Origin of the sequence: Arthrobacter sp. KNU40, assembly GCF_051515115.1 — a bacterium.
Taxonomy (GTDB): Bacteria; Actinomycetota; Actinomycetes; order Actinomycetales; family Micrococcaceae; genus Arthrobacter.
Genome location: NZ_CP195850.1, coordinates 3,161,572 through 3,187,462, shown reverse-complemented (window position 1 = coordinate 3,187,462; position 25,891 = coordinate 3,161,572). Strand labels below are relative to the sequence as shown.

The 25,891-nt window shown below is 61.8% G+C and carries 16 protein-coding genes and 1 pseudogene; 5 read left to right on the top strand and 12 right to left on the bottom strand.

Annotation, left to right across the window (positions count from 1 at the left end; all coding sequences use genetic code 11):
• The first annotated feature begins 844 nt into the window (after positions 1–844).
• Positions 845–2,371, top strand: coding sequence for an IS21 family transposase (gene istA / locus ACSKT0_RS14645; protein WP_437770454.1), 1,527 nt, complete (start codon positions 845–847; stop codon positions 2,369–2,371).
• Complete coding sequence (gene istB / locus ACSKT0_RS14640) at positions 2,368–3,156, top strand: IS21-like element helper ATPase IstB (RefSeq protein WP_437770453.1); 789 nt, start codon at positions 2,368–2,370, stop codon at positions 3,154–3,156. The genes istA and istB overlap by 4 nt, the downstream gene beginning before the upstream one ends.
• Positions 3,157–3,483: 327 nt before the next feature.
• On the opposite strand, the gene ACSKT0_RS14635 is transcribed toward istB, so the two are convergent.
• Together ACSKT0_RS14635 and ACSKT0_RS14630 are read right to left on the bottom strand one after the other, a co-directional pair.
• Complete coding sequence (locus ACSKT0_RS14635) at positions 3,484–4,146, bottom strand: hypothetical protein (RefSeq protein WP_437770452.1); 663 nt, start codon at positions 4,144–4,146, stop codon at positions 3,484–3,486.
• 703 nt (positions 4,147–4,849) lie between these two features.
• Positions 4,850–5,311: a winged helix-turn-helix transcriptional regulator gene (locus tag ACSKT0_RS14630; protein ID WP_437770451.1), complete on the bottom strand. Its 462-nt coding sequence runs from the start codon at positions 5,309–5,311 to the stop codon at positions 4,850–4,852.
• Between the two features lie 82 nt (positions 5,312–5,393).
• On the opposite strand from ACSKT0_RS14630, the gene ACSKT0_RS14625 reads away from it, so the two are divergent.
• Complete coding sequence (locus tag ACSKT0_RS14625; protein WP_437770450.1) at positions 5,394–5,774, top strand: hypothetical protein; 381 nt, start codon at positions 5,394–5,396, stop codon at positions 5,772–5,774.
• Between the two features lie 265 nt (positions 5,775–6,039).
• Here the strand turns inward: ACSKT0_RS14625 and ACSKT0_RS14620 are convergent, their stop codons facing one another.
• The 7 genes from ACSKT0_RS14620 to ACSKT0_RS14590 form a co-directional block, all read right to left on the bottom strand.
• Positions 6,040–8,691, bottom strand: a complete 2,652-nt coding sequence (locus ACSKT0_RS14620; RefSeq protein ID WP_437770449.1) for a LuxR C-terminal-related transcriptional regulator — start codon at positions 8,689–8,691, stop codon at positions 6,040–6,042.
• Positions 8,692–8,756: 65 nt separating this feature from the next.
• On the bottom strand, positions 8,757–9,683 hold the full coding sequence (locus tag ACSKT0_RS14615) for a tetrahydrofolate dehydrogenase/cyclohydrolase catalytic domain-containing protein (RefSeq protein ID WP_437770448.1): 927 nt from the start codon (positions 9,681–9,683) through the stop codon (positions 8,757–8,759).
• A 60-nt stretch (positions 9,684–9,743) separates the two neighbouring features.
• On the bottom strand, positions 9,744–10,229 hold the full coding sequence (locus tag ACSKT0_RS14610) for an HXXEE domain-containing protein (protein ID WP_437770447.1): 486 nt from the start codon (positions 10,227–10,229) through the stop codon (positions 9,744–9,746).
• The gene (locus ACSKT0_RS14605) at positions 10,226–12,760 is read right to left on the bottom strand and encodes a beta-ketoacyl synthase N-terminal-like domain-containing protein (RefSeq protein WP_437770446.1); all 2,535 of its coding nucleotides are present in this window, start codon (positions 12,758–12,760) and stop codon (positions 10,226–10,228) included. Before ACSKT0_RS14605 ends, ACSKT0_RS14610 begins: the two co-directional genes overlap by 4 nt.
• A 77-nt stretch (positions 12,761–12,837) precedes the next feature.
• Positions 12,838–15,942, bottom strand: coding sequence for a non-ribosomal peptide synthetase (locus tag ACSKT0_RS14600; RefSeq protein WP_437770445.1), 3,105 nt, complete (start codon positions 15,940–15,942; stop codon positions 12,838–12,840).
• Between the two features lie 20 nt (positions 15,943–15,962).
• Positions 15,963–16,646 carry a 4'-phosphopantetheinyl transferase family protein gene (locus ACSKT0_RS14595; protein ID WP_437770444.1) on the bottom strand — a complete coding sequence of 228 codons (684 nt, stop codon included), beginning with the start codon at positions 16,644–16,646 and terminating at the stop codon, positions 15,963–15,965.
• Positions 16,643–18,229 carry an MFS transporter gene (locus tag ACSKT0_RS14590; RefSeq protein WP_437770443.1) on the bottom strand — a complete coding sequence of 529 codons (1,587 nt, stop codon included), beginning with the start codon at positions 18,227–18,229 and terminating at the stop codon, positions 16,643–16,645. The genes ACSKT0_RS14595 and ACSKT0_RS14590 overlap by 4 nt, the downstream gene beginning before the upstream one ends.
• A 990-nt stretch (positions 18,230–19,219) precedes the next feature.
• Here ACSKT0_RS14590 and ACSKT0_RS14585 point away from each other — a divergent pair.
• Together ACSKT0_RS14585 and ACSKT0_RS14580 are read left to right on the top strand one after the other, a co-directional pair.
• Complete coding sequence (locus ACSKT0_RS14585; RefSeq protein ID WP_437770442.1) at positions 19,220–19,786, top strand: HXXEE domain-containing protein; 567 nt, start codon at positions 19,220–19,222, stop codon at positions 19,784–19,786.
• A 174-nt stretch (positions 19,787–19,960) separates the two neighbouring features.
• Positions 19,961–20,078: pseudogene (locus ACSKT0_RS14580) on the top strand (aldo/keto reductase); the annotation flags it as partial.
• Between the two features lie 120 nt (positions 20,079–20,198).
• On the opposite strand, the gene ACSKT0_RS14575 reads toward ACSKT0_RS14580, so the two are convergent.
• The 3 genes from ACSKT0_RS14575 to ACSKT0_RS14565 form a co-directional block, all read right to left on the bottom strand.
• Entirely contained in the window at positions 20,199–21,134 is a 936-nt protein-coding gene (locus tag ACSKT0_RS14575) for a class C sortase (RefSeq protein ID WP_437770441.1), read from the bottom strand.
• Positions 21,135–21,259: 125 nt separating this feature from the next.
• Positions 21,260–22,831: a SpaH/EbpB family LPXTG-anchored major pilin gene (locus ACSKT0_RS14570; protein ID WP_437770440.1), complete on the bottom strand. Its 1,572-nt coding sequence runs from the start codon at positions 22,829–22,831 to the stop codon at positions 21,260–21,262.
• A gap of 46 nt (positions 22,832–22,877) precedes the next feature.
• On the bottom strand, positions 22,878–25,709 hold the full coding sequence (locus ACSKT0_RS14565; RefSeq protein WP_437770439.1) for a SpaA isopeptide-forming pilin-related protein: 2,832 nt from the start codon (positions 25,707–25,709) through the stop codon (positions 22,878–22,880).
• Positions 25,710–25,891: the final 182 nt, after the last annotated feature.

The following is a 25,891-nucleotide window of genomic DNA, read 5'->3' as shown; positions in this document are numbered from 1 at the left end:
CTACCCATGTAGAGCTTCCGCTTCGGCAATCCAGATATCCAGGATGTCAGTTCGAAGGCGATTCGCCCCCGTCACAATCCGCCGCCCCTATCGGATGCGCTGAACATAGTCTCGAATCTGTCGGACGTCGCTCTGGCGATAACCCAGGCGGTAGGCGTACAGCTCCAAGTCCTGCGGCTCGTATCTGTAACCGTTGTCATGCAAAAGCTGCAGCGTTTGCACGATTTGATCTTTGCCTCGCCCGTGCCTGAACCCGCTAGCGTGGTCCATGATTTCCCCCGTGCGGGGCAAAGCGACACGCACGACTGCGGGCACTCTCTCGACGTAGCTCTGATCGGCGGGCATTCCAGATGGGGAGTTGCACCGCGCCGTGCGCTTGGAGCCACATCTCGAGATCATCGAAGCCGGGCCAGAGTGAGACGCAAAGGTCCGCCGCCGCCGGATCGATCGCGTCAACCATGGCCTCGGCCACTTTCTCCTCCGGAAATAGAGCCAAAACAGAGGCGCCGGACTTGACCGTCGAGACGACGTCCTCCAGAACGCCGACCGATACGTCCGGACAGCAAGCCAGGATCCCAGGTACGATCTCCTGCTCAATCTCTGTGCCCTGAGAACTCAACAAGACGGACTGCGCGGCGCGAGGGCTGGTCTGTTAGCGGCCATGAAAAACTGCCCGTAGGCGGCCACGAAAATGCCCACTGACGGCCAGTAAAACTTCCCACCGGTGGCCATGAGATCTGCCCACTTCCTTACTGAACCTGCTGCGTCTTAAGCGGCGGGGGCCTCTCCCCGGGATTTGATGACGGTGTCTAGACGCACCAAGTCACTCAGGAAGAGGCCCTGTATGAAGCATGACGGAGAAATCATGGAAATTCTTGCTGCCTACGATCTGACCGGATCGCTACGGGCAACAGCGGAGCTCACGGGATGCTCGCACCACACTGTTGCCAGACATGTCGCGGCGCGGGACGCCGGCCGGCCGATCGCCGAACCGGCGCCCCGGCCCCGGGTCACCGACGCGTACCTGCCCAAAATTGAGGAATGGATCGAGGCGTCCAAGGGACGGATCCGCGCCGACAAAGCCCACGAGAGGCTCCTCGCCCTGGGTTATGCGGGCTCTGAGCGGTCCACCCGCCGGGCAATCGCGCAGGTCAAGGCCGCGTGGCGGCTGGGCCACACCCGCGTCCACCGGCCATGGATCACCGAACCGGGGATGTGGCTGCAGTACGACTTCGGCGACGGGCCGCGGATCGGCGGGGTGAAGACCATCCTGTTTGTCGCCTGGCTGGCGTTCTCGAGGTTCCGGATCGTGATCCCGCTGCGTGACCGGACCGCGCCCAGCGTGTTCGCCGCCCTGGACCGGTGCTTCCGGATCCTGGGCGGGGCACCGACCTATGTCCTGACCGACAACGAAAAGACCGTGACCACCGCCCACGTCGCAGGAGTCCCGGTGCGGAATCAGCAGACCCTGGACTTCGCCCGGCACTACGGGATCAGCGTGCTGACCTGCCAGCCGGCCGACCCCGCGACCAAGGGCGGCGTTGAAGCGTCGGTGAAACTGGCCAAAGCCGACCTCGTGCCCACGGACACCAACCTCCGGCCCGAGTACGCCTCCTTCGCCGAACTTGAGGCCGCCTGCCAGGCGTTCATCGATGAGGTCAACAACCGGGAACACCGGGCGACCCGCCGCAAACCGGCGGCCCTGCTGGCCGAGGAATCACCCCGGCTGCACCGCATCCCGGAGACCGCGCACACGGTCGCGTTCGGGCTGGCCCGCACGGTTCCGGAGAACACCCCGATGGTCACCTTCGAGAACGCCCAGTACTCCGTGCCCGCGCACCTGCTCGGGGCCCGGGTGTTCGTCCGTGCCCACGGCGGCGGGCCCGACGAGCAGATCATCATCGTCCACCACGGCCCGTCCGGTCCGGTCGAAGTCGCACGCCACGACCGGGCCAGGCCCGGCAGCCCCGCGATTATCGATGAGCACTTCCCCGGGGCCAGGACCAGGATCCCGGGCGACTACGCCGTGAAAGCCCGCAACGCCGGCGAGGCCGAGTTTCTGGCCATCGGCGAGGGCGCCAGGACCTGGCTTCTGGAGGCTGCCGCGGCCGGGACTGCCAGGATGAACGTGAAAATGGCCGAGGCCGTGACGCTGGCGAAAATCGCCGGTACCGAGGCGGTGGATCGGGCCCTGGGCGACGCCGCACTCAATGGCCGCTTCGCCCATGGCGATCTGGCCTCGATCCTGAACGCCAACGTCAGGCGCACCACCACCCATACCGCGGACGAGACCAGGTCCCTGACCCAGGGCACCGGCGCCTGGGCCGGGCTGGGCGCGGGTCCCGCAATTGTGAAGGAGCAGAACCGATGAGCCCGGTCAGCACCACGAACACCAGCGCCCCGGCCCTGCCCGCAGACCTCGAAGCGCTGATGCGGCAGCTGAAGATGCCCCACGCCCGGGCTCTGGCGCCGGACCTCATCGCGACCGCCCGCGCCCAGCGCTGGGAACCGGCCGAGATCATCAAGGCCCTGTTCGCCGAAGAAGCAGCCGGCCGGGCCCGGTCCATGCTGGCCACCCGCCGCAAAGCAGCAGGCTTTCCCACAGGCAAGACCTTCGATGTCTGGGACCAGACAGTCTCCTCCATCCCCGCTCCGACCCAGCAGGCCCTGCGCACCCTGGAATGGATCGGCCGCAGAGAGAATCTCGTCGTTTGCGGCCCCTCCGGCACCGGAAAGACGTTCTTCCTCGAAGCCCTGGGCCAGCAAGCCGTCGAAGCCGGCATGCGCGTTGCCTGGTTCAGGCTCGAGGACCTCGGCGCCCTGATCCGCGCCCACCGCACCGACGACAGCGTCACCCGGGCCGTCGCCAGGATCCTTCGTGCCGAACTGGTCGTGATCGATGACATCGGCCTTTTGCCCGTGGCCACCGACGCCGCCGAAGGCCTCTACCGGGTCGTTGACGCCGCCTACGAAAAGCGCTCCGTCGCGATTTCCTCGAACCTGCACCCTGCGGGCTTTGACGAGCTCATGCCCAAAACCCTGGCCACCGCCACCGTGGACCGGCTCCTGCACCACGCCCACGTCTGCCAAACCAGTGGCGACTCCATCCGCCTCACCCAGGCCCTCGCCGGAAAAGGAGTCACCCAACTGAACTAACAAAACCCGACGATGGCCAATCCCGCCGAACCAGAGTGGGCAGATCTGTTGGCCATCACCGGGCAGTTTTGCTGGCCGCCAGCGGGCACATCTGCTGGCCGCCTATGGGCAGAAACTAATGACCATTGACACTGGTCTCCAGCCATTCGGCAAGGAACCCTACCGCGGACCTCTGTTGCCCCATGGCAACCTAGTCGTTCCAGGAGGCGTAGGAGAGGCCAGAGTTTCGGGTGGAATCGGTCATACGAAGTAGCTTGTCACAAGGGTCAGATGGAAGCCGGTATATGGTCCGATTTGGGCGGCGCACTAATCCGAGGAGCGAAGCGATCAGCCATCGAACTTCGCGACGGTGGTTGTTGCAAAGGCTAAGATGGCGTTTTTCCCATTTAGCCTATTCTGCAATAGCTGTCGACCTACAGCGTCGGGGTCGAGAAATTGGGAGTCCACTGAGATTGCCGTGGCGAATGCCTTTACAGATTCTCTGAGTTTTTCGAGACCAGCCGAGGTGACTACACGAGCGCCCGGCGGCGGGAACGCGTCGTGGTTGGGCTTGTGAGAGCGATGGAACATGACTGGTACGGCAACAGCCGGTTGAGGGTATTCGCTGTTGAACCAGTTCATTGATACCGAAAGTTGACCGAGGTCGTGCTTCTTGATGAAGTCAGTAACAGCATTGTTCTTCACCTCGATGACGGCGTGGCCAGCCTCTCCGAAATGCCACAGACCGTCAGGTCCTTTCTTGAAATCCTTCTCCGGACGCTGTGATGTGAAGCCGAGATGCCGCCCAAGATCGGCGATTGCTTGTTCGAACGGCTCAGCGAGAGCCGGGTCAGGATCGTAGACGAGATCCGCAAGTATCGCGTTGAAGCCGATGAGCAGGTCGGCGGGATTGGCATAATTCTCTGACAGAAAGTCAGCGGTTGCTTTTGCTTGATGAGCTGCTGGCCCGTTGAGCCGAACATATGCGATACCCTGCTCGGGCTTCAGCAAGGATCGATTGTCGTCGAGGGCTGAAGTCTGGCACTTTTGCGCACGCACAGCATCTACTGGGTGGAGGTATATGACCTGCATCTGCTTGATCCAGCCGCGCATGGCTGATAACGGTAACCACCCTTAGCAATACCTCTACCTTCGGGCCGGAGGACCTGTCACACCACCTCAGCGGACACCAGCGCCCGCCAATTTAGTCAAGTTGGAACCCCCGGCAAGCGAAAGCTTGCCGGGGGTTTTGCTGTCCCGGCCCTTTTCGGCCGCTCTCGCCCGGGTTGCTTGCCCGGATGCCCCGTCGGCCGCCTCGCTGCCGTCTCAGCCTGTGTGCGCCCCGTGTGGCCGGTTCCGGCCAACAGAACCCGCCGCGACCTCGCTCTTCGGCGCCCCCTGGATTTTCGGGTGGCTGGTGTTGGCTTCAAGATCGTCGCCGGCACCAACGCGCAGCCACTTGAACTTGGCCTCGTTTAGATTTTGGTGGCTCCGCATCAATAGCGTGCTGCCCGTACAAGCGGTAGGCGTTGCCCAGGAGCCCGAGGACGACCTCGATCCGGCCGAGCAGATCGGTGGTCTGTTGTTGCGCCCCTGGACCAGACGGGCGGCGTCAGCCAGCTCGACACTGAGTTTGGTTTGCCGGAGCTTGAGATCTTCCACTGGCATGCCGTCGGCTGCCCGTTACCGACCGATTTACGTTACGCAGCACTCTTTAATTCATGCCCAGCTCTTGGACGACACTCTCCTCACCCGCAAATGCGGCCCGCCCGTGGCGCACCGCATTCTGAACCATCCGCGTAGTCCCAATAGGGTCCTTGAAGTAGACCTCCCCGAACTCCTTGCTCGCTGCCGTATCGGGATCATACTTGACGCTCCACTTGGAAAGTTCAAACAACACAGGTATGAGATCAATCCCTTTTTCGGTCAGGGTATAAAGCGTTACCCTCCGGTCATGTCGACTGGTTTGCTTAGCTAAAACACCGTTGCCTTCGAGCTGCACCAGGCGACTCGCCAGTATGTTTCTCGCGATTCGTTCCTTGGATGCAAGAAACTCACTGAACGTATGTTTACCGTCAAACGCAATGTCGCGCACGATCAAGAGTGACCATGGGTCGCCTATGACTTCGAGTGCGAAGTTGACAGCACAATGAGACTTTTGATCCTGACGCTTCATGCGGAAAGTGTAACATATTAGGTTGCATTATGCCACTTAGTTGTTTATGATGATTCCTGGACAACCTAAGCGAGGAGCCGAAATGAACAACTCAACTAACACGGAAGAATTTGCAAAAGACTATATAGATGCCTGGGGCACGAAGGACGACGCGGTACGCAGGGAGCTCGTCGCCAAGGTATACGCGGGCGACGCAGCTTTCCATGCCGATGAACCCGGCGATGGTCCGGTTGAATATCACGGTACGGCAGACATAGAAGCCAACATTACGCGCGTCAACCAACGGCTTGTTCAGGACAAAGGGCTTATCACTGAAAGCACAGGCTTTGTAGCCAACCACGATGCCCTCAGAGTGTCCTGGCGAATGATAACCCCCAACGGAAATGTAGCCATGACTGGAATGAACATGCTACTGCGCAATGCGACTGGCAAAATTTCGCATGACTACATATTTATTGGGTAGAGAGTTATAAACACTTCGAGTCTGACCGGGCACTCCGATGGTAGCGTCGCACCGGTTGCCGCGTTCCCGGATGTGTGCCACATCCGCCAGCAAACCCGGTTGGCAGATGGCAACGGGCCTCTGCCTTCTTCCTCGGGGTTGAGTAGGTGTTGGCAGGGAGCAGTCACTGGCGCCCTAGGAGATAGATCGATGGAGGCGTCGGGGTCAGTCCCTCCGGAGCTTGCCGGAAGGATCCAGAGGTTTTGAGTCGGACTTCAACAAGGCGTTACATCACGCGCGGGCAGCCAGGCGCAGGGTTCGCCACTGACGCGACGAGCTGGGCGCGTGAGCTCACGCCTAGCTTTCGGTAAATCGTTGTGAGCCGTGCCTCCACGGCGCGCACGGATATGAATAGCGCTGAGGCGATCTCGCGATTTCGCCGACCGGCGACAACGAGGTCGACTACCTCCTGCTCATTCTCCGACAAGCCGATGGGCTTCGGGGTGTCGAGGGGTGACGCGTCGAGCGTTTCGGCCCACCAGGCGAGCCCGAGTCTGCGGAAAGTGCTCGCTGCGGAGTGTCGGGTGTGGATCGCCTCCGAGGTCATGTGCATTGCTTCGAGCCGCGCCGCATACGCCGAGAGCGTTCGTGCGTACTCATAGTCTGAATCGCCGGCGCCGTATTGTGCGAGCACACGGTCGAACGTTACAACAACTTCGGAATCTTCAGCGAGGAGAGCTCGGCAGCGGGCGATTGCGAGCGACGACCAGCGAGAGGCTGCCATTGAGGAACGTCTCTCGACATCCTCGAGGATCGCGCTGGCCGTGGTGCGGTCGCCGGACCGGACAAGTGACTCGACTAGATCTGCATCAGACCGATAGAGGTGCGGATTGGGGACGCCCGCGCAGATTACGCGGCTCCGCATGAGCAGGCGCGTAGCGCTGGCAAGGTCGCCACGATGGAGCTCTCGGGCTCCCAGGTAGGCATCCACGCGTGCAGAAATGGCTGGATTCCGTCTCCCTCGGCACGCCGCGTAGAGACGGTCGAGCGAGGCTTCAGCTGCGACGGTGTCTCCTGTTTCACATAGGTACCAATACTCATGGAAGAGCCGGTACGGCTGATGAGCACTCGGTGCGTCGTCAGCGCGCAAGAGGATGCGGATCGATTGAATCGCTCCGTGGGTGTCGCCTGCGAGGCGGTCGTTATCTATTGAATAGAGGCGTGTCGTCGTGACCCATAGCGGTTCGATGCCCGCAGCGGAGGAGAGGATCATCCGAAATATGTCGCGGGCCTCGTCGTAGCGTTCGGCATAGGTCAGGGCCCGGGCGCGCGTGAGGAGAGCCGTCGTTGATGTGGCGCTACCGGCCGCGTCGCTTGCGATGACCGTGGCGCAGGGAGGCTGCGCCCGTCCGGACATTGCGTCGTTGAGGATACGTGCACTGTCGATGACTGTTCGCGCCACGTTTCCCATAGCCGCAGAAGGTTCAACGAGACGACCCAGGAATTTGCCTGCTTCCGGCAGCTCCCATCGCTCCGCGCTGTAGATCGCCAGGAGCGCGATGAGGAGGGAGGCTTCATCGGGGGCCGAGTCGGCGTGCCGCTCGAGGGCGTCTTCGGCCAGTGTCGTGAGCAGGGTCTGCGAGGTCATGTATTCCATGCGGACCCGCAGGCTCGCTATCAGGAGCCGCGCGGCAGCCGAAGCGGGGTCGATTTGTTCGGCCATATCAACGTAGCGTCGCGCGGCGTCCAGGTGCCCGGCATAGAAGTATGCGCTTGCGAGCTCGAGCAGTTCGCCTGCGTCGCCGTCGTTTGGTGCGCGCAGTAGGAGGGAGCGTTCGGTGAACTCAAATGCTATTTCGTCGCGCCCGTCTCGGAGTAGCTCCAGGGCAGCGGATCTTAGGTCGGATGCCGTCCCCGTGGTCGCAGTAACGAAGCTCTCGTGCCAAAGTTTGCTGAGTGTGTCGTGGCTGTCTGAAGCTGCCTGAGCGTGGAGGTCTAGCCGTCCTCGCGCATCGATCGAGTGGTAGGCCACAGATCTGACAGCAGGGTCGCTCACGGAGAGCCACTCTCCGCTACGTGCCACAAGTCGGCGCTCGATCAGTTCGACGAGGGCTGCTCCGTCGTCATGGCGAACGGCATCGGCCATGACGGTCCTCTGCGATGCTGCGATGAGCCGGAGTAGCTTGGCCTTCAGAGCTGAGAGGGTGCTAATCCGTTCCTGAATAGGTTTGGCGATGCTCCTGCTGAACCGCAGGGGGAGCGCGAGCGGTTCCTTCCCCGCCAATTCGTTCGCCCCGAGCCCGTGAACGAGGTCAATGGCGCGAGCCGGAATGCCTGAGGAAGCAGTTGTGATCACGTCGACGACGGCCGCGTGGACATGCGAACCCGCTGCGTGGGCGACAAGAGAGTGGGCGCGGGCGCCGTCGAACCTCTTGAGTTCGATCGACGGGAGACCTGAGAAACTTCCGTCGTGAGGCACATCGCGGACGAAGAGGACGAGACGAAGGCCAGTCCCGGCGAGTCTGCGTGTGACAAATCCGATGACCGCACGGCTCTCACGATCGAGGAGGTCAGCGTCATCGATCATAAGAACTAGGGGGACGTTGTCCATCTCGGGAAGGAGTGTGACGATGCGTAGTGCGATTGCGAACGGATCGCTCTCGGGGGCAGAACCGATGGCCTGGGTAAGCTGACGCCATCGTGGGTCCGCGAAACCTGAGAGGATGGAGATGAGACCCGAGTACGCCCATCGTGATTCGAGCGGGTTGATGCGCACGCTGACCGTGTTTGCCCACCGACGCTCAGCTTCCGAAACTATGGCTGACTTGCCGGAGCCCGTCTCGCCGGTGACGGTGAGCGCGGTCTCGCTCGCCTCGCAGTGCGCGATAATGCTGGACAACTCCCGCTCTCGCAAAAACACGCCTATGGTCCCCTCCATGTGCCGACCCGAGTCTACCATCGACCACGATAGGAGGTTGGGTGGACTCGAGCCGGCACGTGCGGTTACGCAGCAGGAATTGACTCGCGCGAGCGGATTGCTGCTATGGCGGCGTTCCGCATGAGGAGTCCGAGCATCACTGGGCCCACGCCACCCGGTACTGGAAGCAGGTGGCCGGCGACAAAGGCCACGTCGTGTGTCGCTACCCCGCCGCGAAGGATGGGGAGGGCCACTCCTTCGTCGCTTGTCGTGAATCCAATGAGCGTCGGATTGAAGTCGATTACGGTGGCCCCTGGTTTAATCCAACCCGATGTGACAACCTCGGCGCGTTCGAGGCTGACGATGAGGACGTCGGCGGCGGCGGCAAGCTTGCGGGCCTCCGGGTGATCAATTGGCACGAGAGCCAGTGGAGAGCTCGGCGGCAGCATGGCAGGCGCGGCGTACCGTGCGACCATGTTGGCGACAGGGTTGTTGCGCATGAGTGGTTCCTCTGTCAGGAGGACGATGTTGCGATTCTCCAAGGGGATCCCGTGCTCGGCGAGAATGAGCAAGACCGCTTCTCCGACCAGTGGCAGGACGGCATCGGGGTCTTGCCGGTTTGAGGAAAGTAGCGATGCTGCATGGGCAGGGTGGAGACCTTCGAGTTCCTTCTCCGCCGAGATCGCCGGGAGCACGTCACGGATGGAGATGCGTGCTGGTAGCGGCATGAGCACCATGATCCCGTGAACATCCGGATCCTCGTTGCGTTCCTCGACTTCTCGGATAAGTACCTCCAGTGACGCGTCGTCGGGAAGGGTCACCTCCTCGCACTCGATACCGTACAAGGCAAGGGTGCGCAAGTGCAGTTCGCGATTAATGGGCAGCATGGGGTCTTCGTTGGCGACTGAGATCAAGCTTATGCGCGGACGGACTCCCGCCGCGGTTGCGGCTGCGAGGGAAGGAGCGACAAGGCGCTGTTGTAGGGAGCGGCCGTTGATGATGTGTGCGGTCACGGGTTTACCTTTCAGAAGTCCGCTGATGCGGGGTACGTGCGGTGGTCGGATGGAGGGTCATCATGGGCGGAGCCATCGGGCGCCATGGAGCGAGGCGACGATTGCGGGGACGGATGCAGTGGCTCCGGCGGCGAGAGCGAGTGCGGTTCTCCCCACGGTGATGTCGTCGCGCTGTTGCACCGCTCGAATGACCGAGATCGAAGCAGCGAGCAGGGCCGGTGCAGTGGCGGCCCCGGGGTTGTAACGGCGCAACACGGCCGCACGAAGTAGGTGCCCGGCCCCATTCGCTGCAAGGGCGCTGGCAGTTCCGATCGCAATGTAGCCGGCAGTCCGTGTGCGAGGTCTATCCACCGCGGTTGTTGCGCAAGCCACCACCATGGTCAGTGCGGCGGTTGCAATCGTCAGGCGGTCTGCCCGGTAGTCGATGACAGAGAGCCCAAGTCGGCGGAGTACACGGGGGTCTGGTTGTGCTCCCGACGTGCCGAAGGCGATTTCTTCGGCGTTGTGTGCTGTGAAGATGGCGAGAAGTGCGACCTGCCCAATCATCGGCTCACCAATGCGCCGCTTAGTGCTTGGCCAATGGCCCGCAGCGGTGCTGGGTCCCGGAAGATCGAGTAGTGGTCGCCTGCGACCTTGACAACGTCGGCTTCTGAACCCAGGTAGCGATCCCACTCGTGCACGGAACTTGATGCGATACCGAGACGGTCGAGGATCTCCTGAGGTTCCGGATCGGAGGCTTCGATGATCAGGACCGGGCAATCAAGGTCGCGGTCGGGGGTCCATCGTTTGAGGACACCGTGATTCTCCTTCCAGATGTCGAAGAAGCGGGCAAGCTCGGTGCGGACGCTCGCTGGCCAGGCGGGAGAAGCTACGTGATCGAGGACGGTTCGTGCGTTGGTGGCCGTAGAAACATCGCCCTCGAATCGGATGCCGGGCACGAGGACTTCGAGGAGGGCCGGGAATGCGGCAAGGTACGCCCCATCGCCGCAGTCGCCCGATGTGTATGCGTGAGGTGGATGGGAGTCGATCATGACGAGTCGCTCGACCACTTCCCCTTCTCGTCGGAGCTGCAGAGCGATTTCTGTGGCAAGGTTCCCGCCGAATGAGTATCCCCCGATCAGATATGGTCCGTGGGGCTGACGTCCCCGGATCGCCGCGAGATAGTTCTCAGCGAGGTCGCGCATCGTGCAACGCCGGCCGAGGTACTCGTCGGGGAAACTCAGTGCGATCAGGTTCAACGTCGGGTCCACGTGGGGAGCCAGTCCTGCGTAGATGGTGGTTGTCCCTCCTGCGGGGTGGACAAGGAAGACGTCGAGGGTTCCACGTTCGCTCACTGCGACGAGGTTGGAGGTCACCGCGGGGACGAGGGAGGCTGGGCGGGAGCGACCTGAACGGTCGTTCGTGTCGCCAGTTGGGATGCCACGCAGGATGCGGTCGAGCAGGCTTCGGACCGTCCGGGAGCGCTCGATGTCGGTGTACGACAGATCGGCAGCGAAGCGCTCACGGACCTGACTCAATAGATCGATGAGAGCGAGCGAATCCGCGCCGGCGTCGACGAAGTCGTCGTCGATGGTGATGTCGGGTGCCATAAGAGTGCGGCGCGCCATGTCGAGCAGGTCTGTTTCCGAAGGAACGTCTTGGTTCTGCAGGACCCTGGCCGCCTTCAAAGGTTCGACCATGTCTGGTGACGCAGGACTCGGGGCATCGAGCCAGTACCTGACACGACTGTAGCTGCGCTTGGGCGGGGCGGCAGGGCGACGTCCGCGATCCGAGCGGCGCCGCAATACGACGTGCACGTTCGTCCCGCCCATCCCGAAGGAGCTCACGCCCGCGGCATCCAACCAACTTGCATCGAGGCATTCCGTTGGCAGCGTGAGTGTGTCACCGAGGTTGAGAAGCGGGTTTGGCTGCTCGTATCCCGCGATAGGCGGGATTATGGCCCGCTCCAGCACTAGGGCTGCCTTGATAAGGCCGACGACCCCGGCGGCTGCGTCGAGGTGGCCGATGTTGGCCTTGACGCTTCCCAAATAGCAGGTTTCCTTCGCGGAACCTCGTGCCTGTCGCAGTGCGCGCACCTCGATAGGATCGCCGATCGGCGTGCCGGTGCCGTGCGCTTCGACATAGCGCACCTTGTCAGCTTGCAGCCCCGCCGAGGTAAGAGCGGAACCGATGACCGCCGACTGCCCTGCGATGCCGGGGGCCGGGAACCCGGGTTTTTCGGCACCGTCGTTATTCGCAGCTGATCCGGAGATGTGGGCGTACACGTAATCATCGGGTGCGTCATCGGACCGTGAGAGCACAATCGCCCCCGCACCGTTCGCCTTGACAGTGCCATCCGCCGACGCGTCGAACGGGCGGCAACCGCCGGTTGGGCTGAAGATGCTCCCTGCTCGATAAAGGTAGCCCCCGAGGTGGGGCAGGGATACCGATACGCCGCCGACCACGGCGATGTCGCATTCCCCGCTTTGGAGTGACATCCGAGCCAGATGCACGGCGAGGAGTGAGCTCGAGCATGCGGATTGTACGACCACTGACGGGCCCGTCAGACCCAGCGTGTAGCTCGTGCGCGTGCAGAGAAAGTCCTTCTCGTTCGCTAGCATGGCGCTGAAGTTGATGTCGGATGTGTCCCATAGGCCGGCGTCGGAGACCGGCCCCGTGAGATACGTGCTTGAACTCGACGATCCGAAGACCCCGACGCGGAGGCCACGAAGGTTGTCGTCGAAGCCCGCGTCGTCCAGCGCGGAGCGGACAGTCTCTAGGAACACTCGGTGTTGGGGATCCATGAGAGAGGCGTCACGGGAGTTGATGCCGAAGAGTTCGGCGTCGAACGTCTCAAAGTCGTCGAGTGCGCTCCGTATCGGTACGAACCCATCGCTGTCGCGCTGGGCCGGTGAGTAGCCGAAGCGTGCGGAGTCCTCAGGTGTGACCGCCTCAAACGTGGTACGTCCCCCGGCGATTAGGCTCCAGAACGTGTCGATGTCTTCGGCCCCGGGTACCCTGAGCGCGATGCCGATGAGTGCAATGTCGCCGGGCGGCTTGGTCTCTGTGCGGGGGTGAACGGCGGTTGATGTGATCAAGGTTGTTGTCCTCATGTCGGTCGGTAGGTCCTGTCTCGGACGCGTCTCCTGAATGGTGTCTGCGGTGGTGGCGCCACTTAGGAATTGCCGCTTCGAGTGGCGACGAAGGCGGCGAGTTCGGCAGGTGTGGCGTGCTCGAAGAGGTCGATGAGTGTCACGTCGACGAGTCCTAGATCGGTATGGAGCCGATCGTGCACTTCCATTACATGCATCGAAGTGCCTCCGACTTCCATGAATCGGTCATGGGTGCGCACGCGCCCGGCCCCGATGGTTTCCTCCCACACGAGAGCGATTCGAGACGCGAGATCGCTTGGCGCGGCCTCGCTCTTCGCCTCGTCGGTTACCGATACGAGCGGCAGCCGTGCGATGTCTGGCTTGCCGTTCTTCGTCGTTGGGATGGCATCGACGGAGACGATGACCGCGGGCACCATGTACGGGGGGATACGGTCGGCGAGGGCGCGACGAAGTGTGGCGATCGTGACTGTGCCGGGTCCGTCGTCGGTCACTGGCATGATCCATGCGGCAAGGAAAGGCTGGGTGCCTGCATTCTCGATCACCCGCACTACGCTCGCCCTTACGTGCCCGGTAGCTACAAGGGCGGATGAGATCTCGCCGAGCTCGATCCGATAGCCGCGCAACTGAACCTGGTCGTCGAGTCTGCCCATGTAGACCAGCTCACCGTCGCGGTCACGGCGTACGCGATCGCCCGTCACATAGGCCCGTCTCACGCCGTTGGTCAGCCGCACCGAACGGAACCTCCTAGCGGTGAGATCGGGTTGGCCCAGGTATCCTTCGGCAAGGGCCGCACCTGTGACGAGGAGCTCTCCTGCGATGCCCGGGGGGCACGGTCGGCCAAAGGAGTCGACCACCAGGGCACCCAGATGCGGAAGGGGCTCCCCGATAAGGCTCCTGTGTTCAAAATCAATGGCATCTTGGTTGATCTCCTTGATGGTCACGTGCACGGTTGTCTCGGTGATGCCATACATGTTCAAGAAGCGCGTTTGTGAGGAGATGCGCGCGATCCATTCTCGGAGATCGGCCGGATAAAGTGCTTCGCCGCCGAACACGATGATGCGGACACTCGGTAGCCGTCCTCCTTCCCGGACGAGTGCATCGGTGAGCCGGCGGAATGCCGACGGCGTCTGGTTGAGCACAGTGATGCCCTCGCGTTCGACAAAACGGGCAAACGCCTCGGGGTTTCCGACCTGGTCCATGCGGGGAATCACGAGCGTACATCCGCTCGTGAGCGGTCCAAAAACCTCCCAGATGCTGAAGTCAAAAGCGAGAGAGTGGAACAAGCACCAAGTGTCTCCTTCCAGATACCCGACCGGTGTCTCAGCCGCGGAGAGAAGCGCGGTCAGGTTGTGATGAGGGATTACAACTCCCTTGGGCTCCCCTGTGGATCCCGATGTGAAGATGATGTACGCGCGGTCGTCCATCGTTGGGCGACGGAGGAGACGGGCCGGACGCCGCGACCGAACGAGTGCGTTGCCGTTGACTACGTTGCTGTCGACGGATTGTGCGAGCATCCGCCCGTCAACGAGCGTGGTCGGCCGGCTCCCGTTCTCCTCTTCGACGCGGGAAAGAATGAGTGAGGTTCGGGCAGGTGGGGCAGCCGGGTCGACTGGAACATACGTCCGACCCGATGCCATGACCGCGAGCATCGCAACTACGGCATCGATGCTGGGGGCCATCGACACCACGACGAGGCGCGTAGCCTCAATCGCGTCCAGGGCACCGGCCGCGGACGTGTAGAGGGCCACGAGTTGACGGTACGTCAGGGCTTCGGTTCCCATCCGTAGCGCGATCGCATTCGGTTTGTTCGCTGCGATTGCCTCGATGGCATCGATCACTGTCGGTCCAGTGGCACGCGTGTCGTCGGCGACGTTCTCAACAAAGACGCTGCCATCAACCACCGCGGCGGTCGAACGAGAGACGATCGCATCAACGGCCTCGTCGAATAAGCGCTCCGGGTGTGCGTCAAGCAAGTGGTCGGCTACCCCGACTTCGACGACGAACTCAGAGCCGTCGTCGGAGACAGTTGCCGAGAAGGGATACGACAGAGCGGCGCGGTGCAGCGGGACCGGAGTGACCTCTGTCGACCCGAGAGAGAGGACCAGCCCCTGCTTGTAGAAGGTGACAGCATTGTCCATGCCCGTGTACGTGCCTGATGTCAGCTCCGTTCCGTCAGGTCCTGCGAGATCGAGACCCTGGTTTGACTGCAGCACACGGATGCCGGACTTGACCTGTTCGCACAGCCCACGCCATGTCGTGGCTGAGGTGATGCGAACCGGCAAAGGCAGGGTGTTGACGAAGAAGCCCACGGCCCCTTTCGCGCGGTGGCCGGCGCGGCCCGCGAGAGGGACGCCCATCACTACCTGCTCCTCACCCGAGAGACGCTGCAAAGTGGCCGCATACGCGGCGAAGAACACCGTGGCAGCGCCAAACGTAGCAAATTCCTCACTGCTTCGGATGCGCTCGGCAGCGGGGCCCGAAATCACCCGTCGGCGGCGCTCTCCAACAATCGCTCCTTCGATTCGACTAACCTTGAGCCCTGCATGCGTGAAGGACTCGACTCCGGTCAGCAGTTCGCGGTACCGCGAGAGCGCCGCGGCAGTCGTGGGAACAGGCGCGATCGTCCCAGGGTGTTCCGACAGTTCTCCTAGAACGTCGGCCCACTCGCTTCGTGGACGTGCATACAATTCGGAGATACTGCCGACGACGCGATAAAACGAATACGCGTCTCCCACCAGATGCGAGGCAACCAAGGACATGTGATGCACGTCGGGTCCCCGGTAGAAACGAGCCGTGACCTGTTTTGGGTCCTCAGGCATAATGGGGCCGGCTTCGATTTGCTCCTGCGTCTTGCGGGCAATTGCCGCATCTCGGTCGGACACGGTTACGCCTGCGAGCGTGGGATCGAGGCTGATGACTTCTACCGATGCGGCGCCTGGTCGCACGATGGCCTCGATGCCTGACGGCTTCTCCTCGAAGGTCGTCGAGATGCCGGGACATGCTGCGAAGACAGCTTGAGTCGCGTCGATGAGCAAATCGAGGTCTGTCGATGCTCCAAGCCGGAAAACGAAGGCGAGGTCGAATGAAGTATCCGACGGGTGCACTGCGTTGTGAAGAAACATTCCTCGTTGCGCGAATGTAGCGGGATACCGGTGCGGTTTGGTCATGAGGTGATTCTCTTCTTCGTTCAGATTGGCAGAATGGCGGAAAGCGGAAGATGCGGGCGCATGCCCGAAATCAGACCTAGGTTTACGAACTTGATGGCGGCTTCGCGGTGTGGGAGCGTGACAGCTATTAAGTGGGATCGGACTGGATCGGCGATGCGCACGAAAACAGTGCCCTCCGGGCCTGACACGGACGCGTTACTAGGGCCAGAACCACACACCGTCAGCGAAGATGGGTGGCGTGCGAGACCGACGCCGAATCGCTTCACGTAGGCTTCCTTTGCTGCCCACGCCTGGGCAAGGAATTGGCGGCGGGCTGCAGACGGCGTATCCCTGTACATGGAAAGTTCCTTGCCGGACAGAAATGAATCCGGACGCATGCGTTCGACGCGGTCAAGAGCGACAATGTCGATTCCGACCGGTTCGGGAGCTGCAGCCGCACACACCCACTCGCCGTCGTGGCTCGCCGAAAGGCCGACTGGTGCGCCAACGCATTGGGGGCGTCCCGACGGGAGATAATCGTGGCTCCGTCCTCCTCTGTCTGAGGACAGGCTGTGTAACAGGAGGTCTGCAACCCGGGAACGCACGCGGTCGGCGAGGTGACGCTTGCGGGCGATTGTTTGGAGACGCTCGGCCGGAATGAAGTCGGCATCCACATCGAGATGCATTGGGAAATCAGGGATCTGGGCAAGCAACACAGTTGTCATTTGGTGACTATCACGTCCGTCCGAGCGGTCGCTTCGTAGTTTGTGCCGGGGGAGATACGTGCCCGCTGAACCGTGAGGCCTGAGATCGCAAAGATGACGGAGACGATGATCGCAACCGAAGCGCATACGATAGCCAACGCGATAAAGCCCGTGCCGTAGGCTCCAACGGTGGCTTCGCGCATCGCATCTGACATGACGGCGTCGCGTATTTCAATTCCCTTCGGTGATGTTGGGGCCAGGCCCGTCGATGTGAGCTGATCCATCGTGCGCTGTGCAACTACTTGTGCGTTTTGTCGCAGCCGTTCAGCCGCGTCATGAGCGGCAAGACTGCTGAGGAATGCGACACCGAGCGAGGCACCAAACTGCTGGCTTGTGTTTGCTACTGAGGAAGCAAGCCCACTTCGTTCGGCTCCAATGCCGTGCGTCGCCGATGACATAGCTGGGGCCATGATTGTGCCGAGGCCTAGTCCGACGACGAGCATCGGACCGAGAAGGGTTTCAACGTAAGCGTCTTCGACGCTGAGTTGTGACATCCAGAGGAATCCAACGGCCTGGACGGCTGGGCCGATGACGAAGGCTGCTGGGAGACCGAATCGCGGAACGATCACGCGGGTGCTCAAGACGGCCGCGACTACAAGGCCGCCAACCACGGGGAGGAATGCAATGCCGGATCGAAGGGGGTCGTAGCCGAGGCTGTTCTGAAGGTAATAAGTGAGGTATAGCGAGCTGCCCATTTGGGCGAGTCCTACGAGCGCGATTGAGATATAGGACGTTGAGCGTCTGGCATCAAAGAGAATGGTGAGCGGCAGTATCGGAGAAGGTGCCAGCCGTTCGCGGACGATGAATGAGGCTGCCAGCGCTGAGCCGGACAGGAACAGCGCAAGAGTCACTGGATGTCCCCACCCCAGGGCTTCAGCGCGCGAAAAGCCGAATACAATCGCGAACATCGCGGCAGTTCCCAAGATAAGTCCCAGGGAGTCCTCCAGCAGGGCCGTGCGCCGGGGAGAGGAAGTTCCGCGAAGTCCCCGGATCGCGAGGCCAGCGGTCAAGGCAATCACCGGAACATTTACGAAGAAGCACCAGCGCCAGCCCAACATGTCAGTGAGTGCGCCGCCAAGGATCAGTCCTAGTGCAGCCCCCGCCCCTGCGACGGACCCGAAAACGGCGAACGCACGCGCCCGGCCTTCTGCGCCAGGGAAGGCCGTGTCCATGAGTGACAGGTTCGTGGGGGCGAGAATAGCCGCGAACAAGCCCTGAGCCGCCCGAGCCGCGACCATAAGCGCCAACGAGTCGGCCAGTCCTCCGATAAGACTTGCGACGCCGAAGCCCGCCAGACCTAAGAGGAATGCGGTTCGAGCGCCGAGGATGCTCGAGAGTCGACCGCCGAGGAGGAGAAGTGAACCGAAGGTGAGCGTGTATGCAGTGATCGTCCACTGGCGGTCCGAGCCGTTAAAGCCCAAACTCGCCTGAGCGTCGGGCAGTGCTACAGCGACAATCGTTGTGTCCAACACCACGGTGACCTGGGCGAGGCAGGCGCAGAGAACGAGCCATCGCTGCGGCTTCGTGCGAGATGTGTCTGTCATCGTGTGTCCGTCCGATGTGGGAAATGAGGCGAAGGCTTCGTCCTATTGACGAACCTAGGGCGGCGCCAACGGCCCCGGATACTCCTAGGGGGGCACTGTGTGGTTCAAGTGTGGTTTCCCGCAAGGGCCCGGTTTCCCGGTTTCGAGGTCTCATCCTCGTGGTGCATGAAGAACGACTTCATCGTGTGTGGGCGCTGGAAGCGAGGAATTTCCTATCGGCCTCGTGGGGCTGCCACTGAGAATGGCGGGATGCATCGCATTTGGAATTGGCTGGAGCGGTACGTCGTTTTCTGCGGTCGCTGGGCCAAATCGCCGAGGGTTATCCTGATGCGAGCGATTCAACCGTCACGGATGAACAGTGAAGTACCTGGACGGGGATCTCGCTCTTGGAAGGGAGAGCCTGGGCTCGCCAAAGCGGTCACCATCCTCGTCGACGAGGGACCGATAAGCACGGCGAGGTGGCGTGGGATCCAAGAGGTCGACATGTGCGGGACCTGGATTATCCGTCATCGAATGGCGGACCTTCCGGACGGAATCCAAAAAGTTCCAGACAATCTTATTCAGGTTTTGATAAGCAGGGCGCACTATGATTTGGCGGAATGCTATTGACTTAGGCGGCTTTCTCGTCTTAAATAGAGATGTCAATGAAAGAATATGGCACGATCAATAGCCGGTTTATCGGGAATGAAATTCAGATTGCTGAATTGAGTAATTGTGCGTGCTACATCAAGGCTCATGTCGGCGGAAATTGCGGGAATCGTGGAGCTGGCCTCATTAGATCATCATTTTCGGCGTTCGCGAGCTGCGGCGCCATGTTAGCAGGGCGGAATTATCGCGAAATCTTGACGACCATCTCGAACGCTAAACGCCCGGTGGAGTTGCATCTCTTGAATGTGTGGCATGCGTTGCCGTCGCAGGTGCTCTCGGTAGGACCCGTGGATTTCCAACGACCGATCAATCAAAGGCCCAATTGGTGAGGATTGTACGAAAGTGACAGCTGAGATTGTCATCTGGATCAGCGTCGCGCTGTTTATTGTGCATGAGTTCGAGGAGATTGTCTTCGTCAAGCCGTGGCTGTCTCGTTGCCGCGACCATCCTCGCGCTTCCCGTCAGGCGTTTTGGTCGTTTCGCGATACTAGTACTTCGACGATAGCCCTGCTTATCTTCGAAGAGTTCGTGCTCGTGGGCGCTGTCGCCACAATAGCGATGATGACTGGCAGAGCGGAGGTCTTTGCTGGCTTGCTCATCCCGTATGCGCTGCACCTTGTCGTGCATATTCTGGAGGTTGCCAGAGTCCGGCTTCTGACTCCTTCATTTATCACTGCGGTCATCACGTTGCCGTGGTATATCTACGCTATTCCGACCCTTACCAAGCATGCCAATGGAGACCTTGCCGCAGTGGCACTCTGGGGTGGGTTATTCGTGGTTCTCATGTTCGCTAACTTTGCGCTGATCTATTGGCTACGGCCGCGCATCGAGCGATTTCTTTGGAAGAGTTACGCCGGCGGCGCAGACGGCGAAGCAGCGCGAGGCATCGTCCCTGACACGCTGCGTTGAGGCAGGAGACACTTTCCAGACCTGCCGGCTTGGACCGCCTCGGGCGTGCACTTTGTGAACGTCCTCCCGGGCCAAAGCGCGGAAATCGCCGAGCGCTTCCGCTCGGTGTCCGGCTTCGCCGTGATGGCCGGGACTTTCGTCCCGTTATCTTTCGCACCGCCTAACCTATCCGTATACGTGGTCGTCTACCAGGCGCACCGTTACGACTACGAGACCCCGCTGGACCATGTGGGCCTTCGCGGACATCGTCCACGCCGGAAATGCGCATTACATCGGCGTCTCCGAATGGACCGTGGCTCCACAAACCCCGGGACGGCGTCATCCCATTCGGCCCAGGTGCGGACCGGGATCTGGGATTTGAGCAGCGTGCCCGGTCGCGTCGACTGTGAGGTTGGTGGACGTGAGGGCTCACTCAATGCAGTCTGACGGAAGCCTTCAAACGGCCTTCAGCCACCTCCGATTTCCCAGTTCGCAGAGTGCGCTGCCGGGCGTCGGAGTATCCGGCCCGCCATACAAACAGACTGATAAGCACGCTGCCGCCGCCAAACGCGACAATCCACCAGGGAAAGCCCGGGATCTCAGGGGCTTTCCCTGCCGCGAGGATGTCCTTCTTGGGCGTTGGGGTGATCCGCTCTGCCGTGACTAAAATGCGCTGAGAATTGATGCCGAGGGGTGTGCAGGTGATCAACGTGACCAAGTCTTTGCCTTGGGTGGCCCGCAGTGTGTCGGTGTCCTCTGGCTGTACCACCTTGGTCTCACGCACCTGATAGGCGAGTACTTCGCCGAACACCTCGATCGTGAAGGTGTCGCCGACTTGCACATGATCGAGATTCGAGAACATTGTCGCGCTTGCGAGGCCTCGGTGCGCCGCGATCACGGAATGCGTCCCCTGCCCGCCGATCGGAAAGTGTGATCCCTCGAGGTGACCTGCACCCTTGAGTAGTGTGGCGTCGCTGGTGCCGTGGTAGAGGGGCAGGTCAACGTCGATGGCTGGGATCTTGAGGCGTGCCATTAGACCCTCGCCGTCTGCAGCGAGGATTTTGCTGTAGTGGAAACCCTCGCCGGAGAGATTACCGTCACCGGAGGGAACATTGGTGTTCGCCCGTACCTCCACGCCCGCGGTGAGGGCACGGTTATAGCGGCTGGCCTGCGCGAGTTGCGTGGCGGCGTCTGGCTCGGCCTTATCGACAAGAGAGGTGAAGTCCCGAATCAGTTTTGACTGGTTGTACGAAGTCACCCAGGAGGCCGTCGTTGGGTATAGCAAAATACCGATCCCACCGAAGGCGAGCAGAGCAATCAGAAGGGTCAGAAACCCAGGCCGCCAAGGTCGTCGGAATCGAGCGTTCACGGGGTGGTCTCCTCCTGCGGTGCCCCCGAACGCTGGGCCAACCGGCGTCGGGCTGTCGGGTATTGCAAAACCGCGGTGGCGGGAAGGGCTCGCCTCCCTGCCACCGCGGTGTCGTGCGCTGAGTGCTACAGCTTGGCTGCGCGGCCCCGTCGCACAGCCACGAGACCAATCGCGACCGCGAGCAGGGCGATACCAGCCATGCCCAGGAGGACCTGGCCAGCGGCGCCCGTGAGGGGCAGCTGGGGCACGTTCTGCATGGTGTTAGGCACATCGATGTCGACCGTGGTGCCGGAGGCCCCGGTCTTCACCGTCACTGCGGAACGAGCGTCATCGCCGGTGGGGAGAGTGTAGCCGGCGGGTGCCGCTGTCTCCACCAACACGTAGCATCGCTGCATGGCGTTGATTGGTGCGTTCGTCGAGTCACTGATGAAGAGGCCGCCGATGGTCACGCGTCCGTCGGCACCCGTGGTGAAGGTGTCGGTGGCATTCGCGCCAGTGCCGACCGAGACGGGGCTGCCTGTGCCGACCTTTGAGGTGCAGGTTTGGCCCTCTACCGCGTAGGCCGGATCAGCAGCATACACCTGGAAGCTCGCGCCGGTTAGCGTCTTGTGGTTTACAGCATCGCTCTTTTGTACCAGCAGATCCCCCCAATTGGTCCGCACTTCGGACGACGAGATTCCGGGAGGCGTTCCCGGAGGGATGGTGTCGGCATCGGAGTTCGGGTTATTGATGAACACGGTTGCTGCATTGGTGATCGCGCCGTTGCCGAGGGATGCGACGGTGCCGGCGAAGGTGGTGACGACTTTCTTGCCACCCTGGGTCTTCAACCAGGTCAGGCCCGCCGGGGTGAAGACGACGCGGAGATCCTGTGCGTTCGCTGCGTTGATCTTTACTTCATAGAACGAAGCGTCAACCGGCGCACCGTCCACGGTCACGGATGCGACCGAAACTGGAGCTAGACGCGTGTCGAGCGTATCTCGGATGATGTAACTACCGATGGCATCTGCAGCGGCGACGACGGGGATGTCGGTGGTCACCGGGAAGCTCGCCATAGCACCGAGGCCGAGGCCGCTCGCCGGCTGGCTCGCAACCGTCTTTTCAATCTTCGTGACGATGTTCTTCGGGTAGGCGTTCACAGCGTACAGCCACTCGTTGCCGAACGGGGTCGGCACGGTGACCACGAACGGGGCCGACGGGGTGACAATGTTCGCAGGAGCGCCGGCGATGGTCGCACCGACAGTAGCCGTCTCACATACGACGTATGCCTTGCGGTCGGTGCCGGTCGAATGGGTAACCGAACCGTCGGCACCGGTCAAAACCTGCGCGACCTGGATACCGCGGGTGTACGCCGTTGGGGCCGAGACCGAGCAGTCTGCGTTCAGGGTCACCGTGGAGAGACCGTTCCAGTCGGTGGCATTGGAAAGGTTGATCGCCGATCCGTTGCGATTCAGCTCGTAGATTGTGAACTGTACACCGGCAATCGCGGCACCGGCCGGCTTGTTGGCACCGTCCGGCGTCACGGCAGTGGCGTTTGCCTCAACGTGCTTATTGATGGTGATCGAACCGGCCGTGGTCGAGTCGATGTTGCCGGGGGCCGAGTAGGCTGCGGTGGCGCTAAGCAGGCCGCTGGCACCGATGGCGATGGCACCGACCGCGGCAGCCAGTCGGCGCCGCCGACGGGTTGTCTGGGTGGTCATGGGTGTTCCTTTCGTAATCTCTAACTACTTGTAGAGGTGTGGTGGATCAGGACTGAGTTGAGGACGGGAGTGCCGGGGATACGGCCCGCGCAAGGGAGCGGGCGCGCCTGGCTCTGGTCAGGGCGAACGCGAGCAGCAGAGCCAGTAGCAGTACACCGCCCAGGAGGAATGCATCGGCACCGAGCCCGCCCGTAAGTGGAATCACCAGCGCAGCCTGCGGTTGATTCACGATGTCTCCGAGATCGACTCCGGACGCCGCACCCCCGGCAATGCCGACCGTAAACATGTGCGGGGTGCTGTTAAGCACGTAGCCGGTGGGTGCTTTTGTCTCGGTGAGGGTGTAGTTTCCCCAGGCGAGGTGGCCGACTTCGAAATGACCAGCGCGGTTGTCCTGGTCGGGGCCTGTGCATTCCGCAGCTGAGGAAGCGATACAGTCCACCACTGCAACCTGCGCCGAACCGGCTCCGGACGGGCCGGCCAGCTGCCACTCCGAGCCGCTCAGCGCCTCGCGTCCGGGATCCGTCTTCGTCCAGAAGACTCGTCCTCGTACCAGGTGTTCCGTGGTGCATGGAGCACTGCTGGTGCATGAACCGGGTGGGAATGGCACAGCGGAGGAGGATTCGGCCGGATTCGCCAGGTGAACGGCAGCGCCGCTCACGGAGTTCACCAGGCGCTGTGACCACGCATCGTCGTTCACGATGACCTGGTAGCTCAGTTCGGCTGACTTGGTCGCCGGTACGGTGAATGCTGCGGTGGTGAGCGTGGTCCCTGCGGGGTTGGCAACAGCGGCCGGCGCGCCTCCATCGATCGAAAGGGTCGCCGATCCCGGCACGAATGTGGCATGGCTGAGCGCGGCGCTCAGATCGTCGGTCAGCACGACACCGGAGATCTCGCCCTTCAGGCTGGCGGCAGTGACGTGATAGGTGATGGTGTCGCCGGGGTTCACCTGGCTGGCAGTGGCCGGAGTCGCCGTTTTGGAGGCTGTCCAGGATTTCACGGGATTCTGGGTACAGCTGGTGTTGTCGGGTGCGCAGGTAGCGGGCGGGGTTTGCCCCTTCGCGACCACGAAGTTGACCAGCTCGGAGTCCCCGCGCGCACCATCCGCACTCACCTTTACCCGAAACGTGACTGTCAGCCTCTGACCCGCGGGAACGGATCCGGTCACTGCGATTTGGGTTCCCGGCCCGTTCCGGGCGGCTGTGAGTCCGGCGGGAGCCGACAATGAGCCCGAGACGAACTGTGCATCGTCGATGACTGCGCCCAGATGGTCGACGTGGTCGACAGTTGCTGCTGCAGTTCCGCTGGTGTTATCGAAGTTGAGCGAGTAGGTGAGCTCCTGACCGGCGATCACCGGTGTCGTCGAACTTGGATCCACAGACTTCGACACACGAAGATCCGCTGCCGGCGGCGTCACGGTGAGCGGCACGGCCGCCACCGCGAAACGCCCGCACCCATCGACAACCCTCACCCGGAGCAGGCAGTTCGTGGTCGCGGTCACGTTGGCGGGCGTAAACTTCGGGTTCTCTACGGTGGGGTTGTCAAAGGTGCCCGCGCAACTGGACGTCCACTCCCAGGTGTAGGGTGCCTTACCACCGGTGGTTGTGCTCGAAAGCTGCACAGGTCTGGTTGCGGCGATCGTGCCCGGGGTGACACTTGCCGTGATGGCGGGGCTGCGATCGATGCCGGACATCAGACTGAAGTTGAAGAACGCACGCTGCGCTGCCAGGGACGGCGCGCCTCCAGCTTTTCTGAGGTCGTGTCCGCCCTCGTACATGACCATACCGTTGCTCGGGTTACCGAAGCCGCGACCGTACGCCATCACCGCAGGTGGACCCGCAGACTTGGAGGGTACGTCAGCTTGCGTGGGATCTGACACGAGGATGTTGGTGCTGGGTCGCCAGGAACTTTGCAGACTCGGCAGGTAGATCTGTTCTGACCCATTCTGGGTCGCTGCGTCAATGCTTCCCTGATACTGCTGGATCGGGTCGCTACGGCTCGCACTCGTCGTATACGGCACGCTGCCGTTGCCGTGGCTACCAAAGGGCACCAGGCCGTTCGTCGAAAGGAACGAGAAGCTGCCAAGCGGGTAGTTCGTTCCGGCATCGGTGCCGCTCATATTCTCCAGAACGCTGACCGCATGGCACCCGGCCCAGATGTACCCTCCGGATGCGTTGAATGGCTTAAGTGCCTTGTGGGTGGCGACGGTGGGATCCGCGTGGGGCATGACATACAAGTCATCGCAGTCATTGAGCTTCGACGGATCCTTCCAGTACGGCTTGAACGGATCATAACCGGCGTCTCCCGGACCCACGCCTTCCGTGTTGAATCCGATGCCGGCCGCGGTGTAGAACGCTGCGGCAATTTGGCCGTTCTTACCGTCAAGCGCAGTACGCGGCCACGAGGTGACCTCGCCGTACACGGGTGCGTTGAATGCAGCCGTCGTCGGTCCATCGATGGTGACCCCTTTCCCTTTCCACGAGGTGATGGTCGCCTGCACGAAGGGTGCGTACTCCGGCCTGATGATGAACGCGCCGGTGCGATACTGTTTCGTCCCGGCCGCGGTCGTCGCGGAGAAGTCGATGGCCGTGTCAACGGTCTTTCCGTCTTTGATCAACCAGGTCACCGGGGTGCGCTGGTTGACGAGAAGGTCCTGGATCATTCCATAGGGCAGCAGCTGGGTTTTCTCCGTTGGCACGCCACCCATGTCGATGATGTACGCGCCCGGGGGGATCGACTGGTCGGTGGACGTTGGGGCAAGCGCGGCCTCGGCCGGGGAGCCTTGCACCGTGGTGGCGACACCCAGCATGCCGAGAACCATTGCACACACCACGAGCGCCGCCGGCATGGATGGCCGAACCGTGCGCAATGGTTTCTTCATGATCGAACAACTTCCTGGTTTCATTTCAAAGACTGCGCGACCGGCTGTTGGGGCCGCGTGTGCGGTTCACGTCGCTTTCGCTCGCCTAAATGGCGTCTGGTTCAAGATAAGTCCCAGGTCAGTACCCTTAGACGGACGTAGGAATCTGATCTAAGTGCTGTCCCGAACCAGTGGCTGTCCTG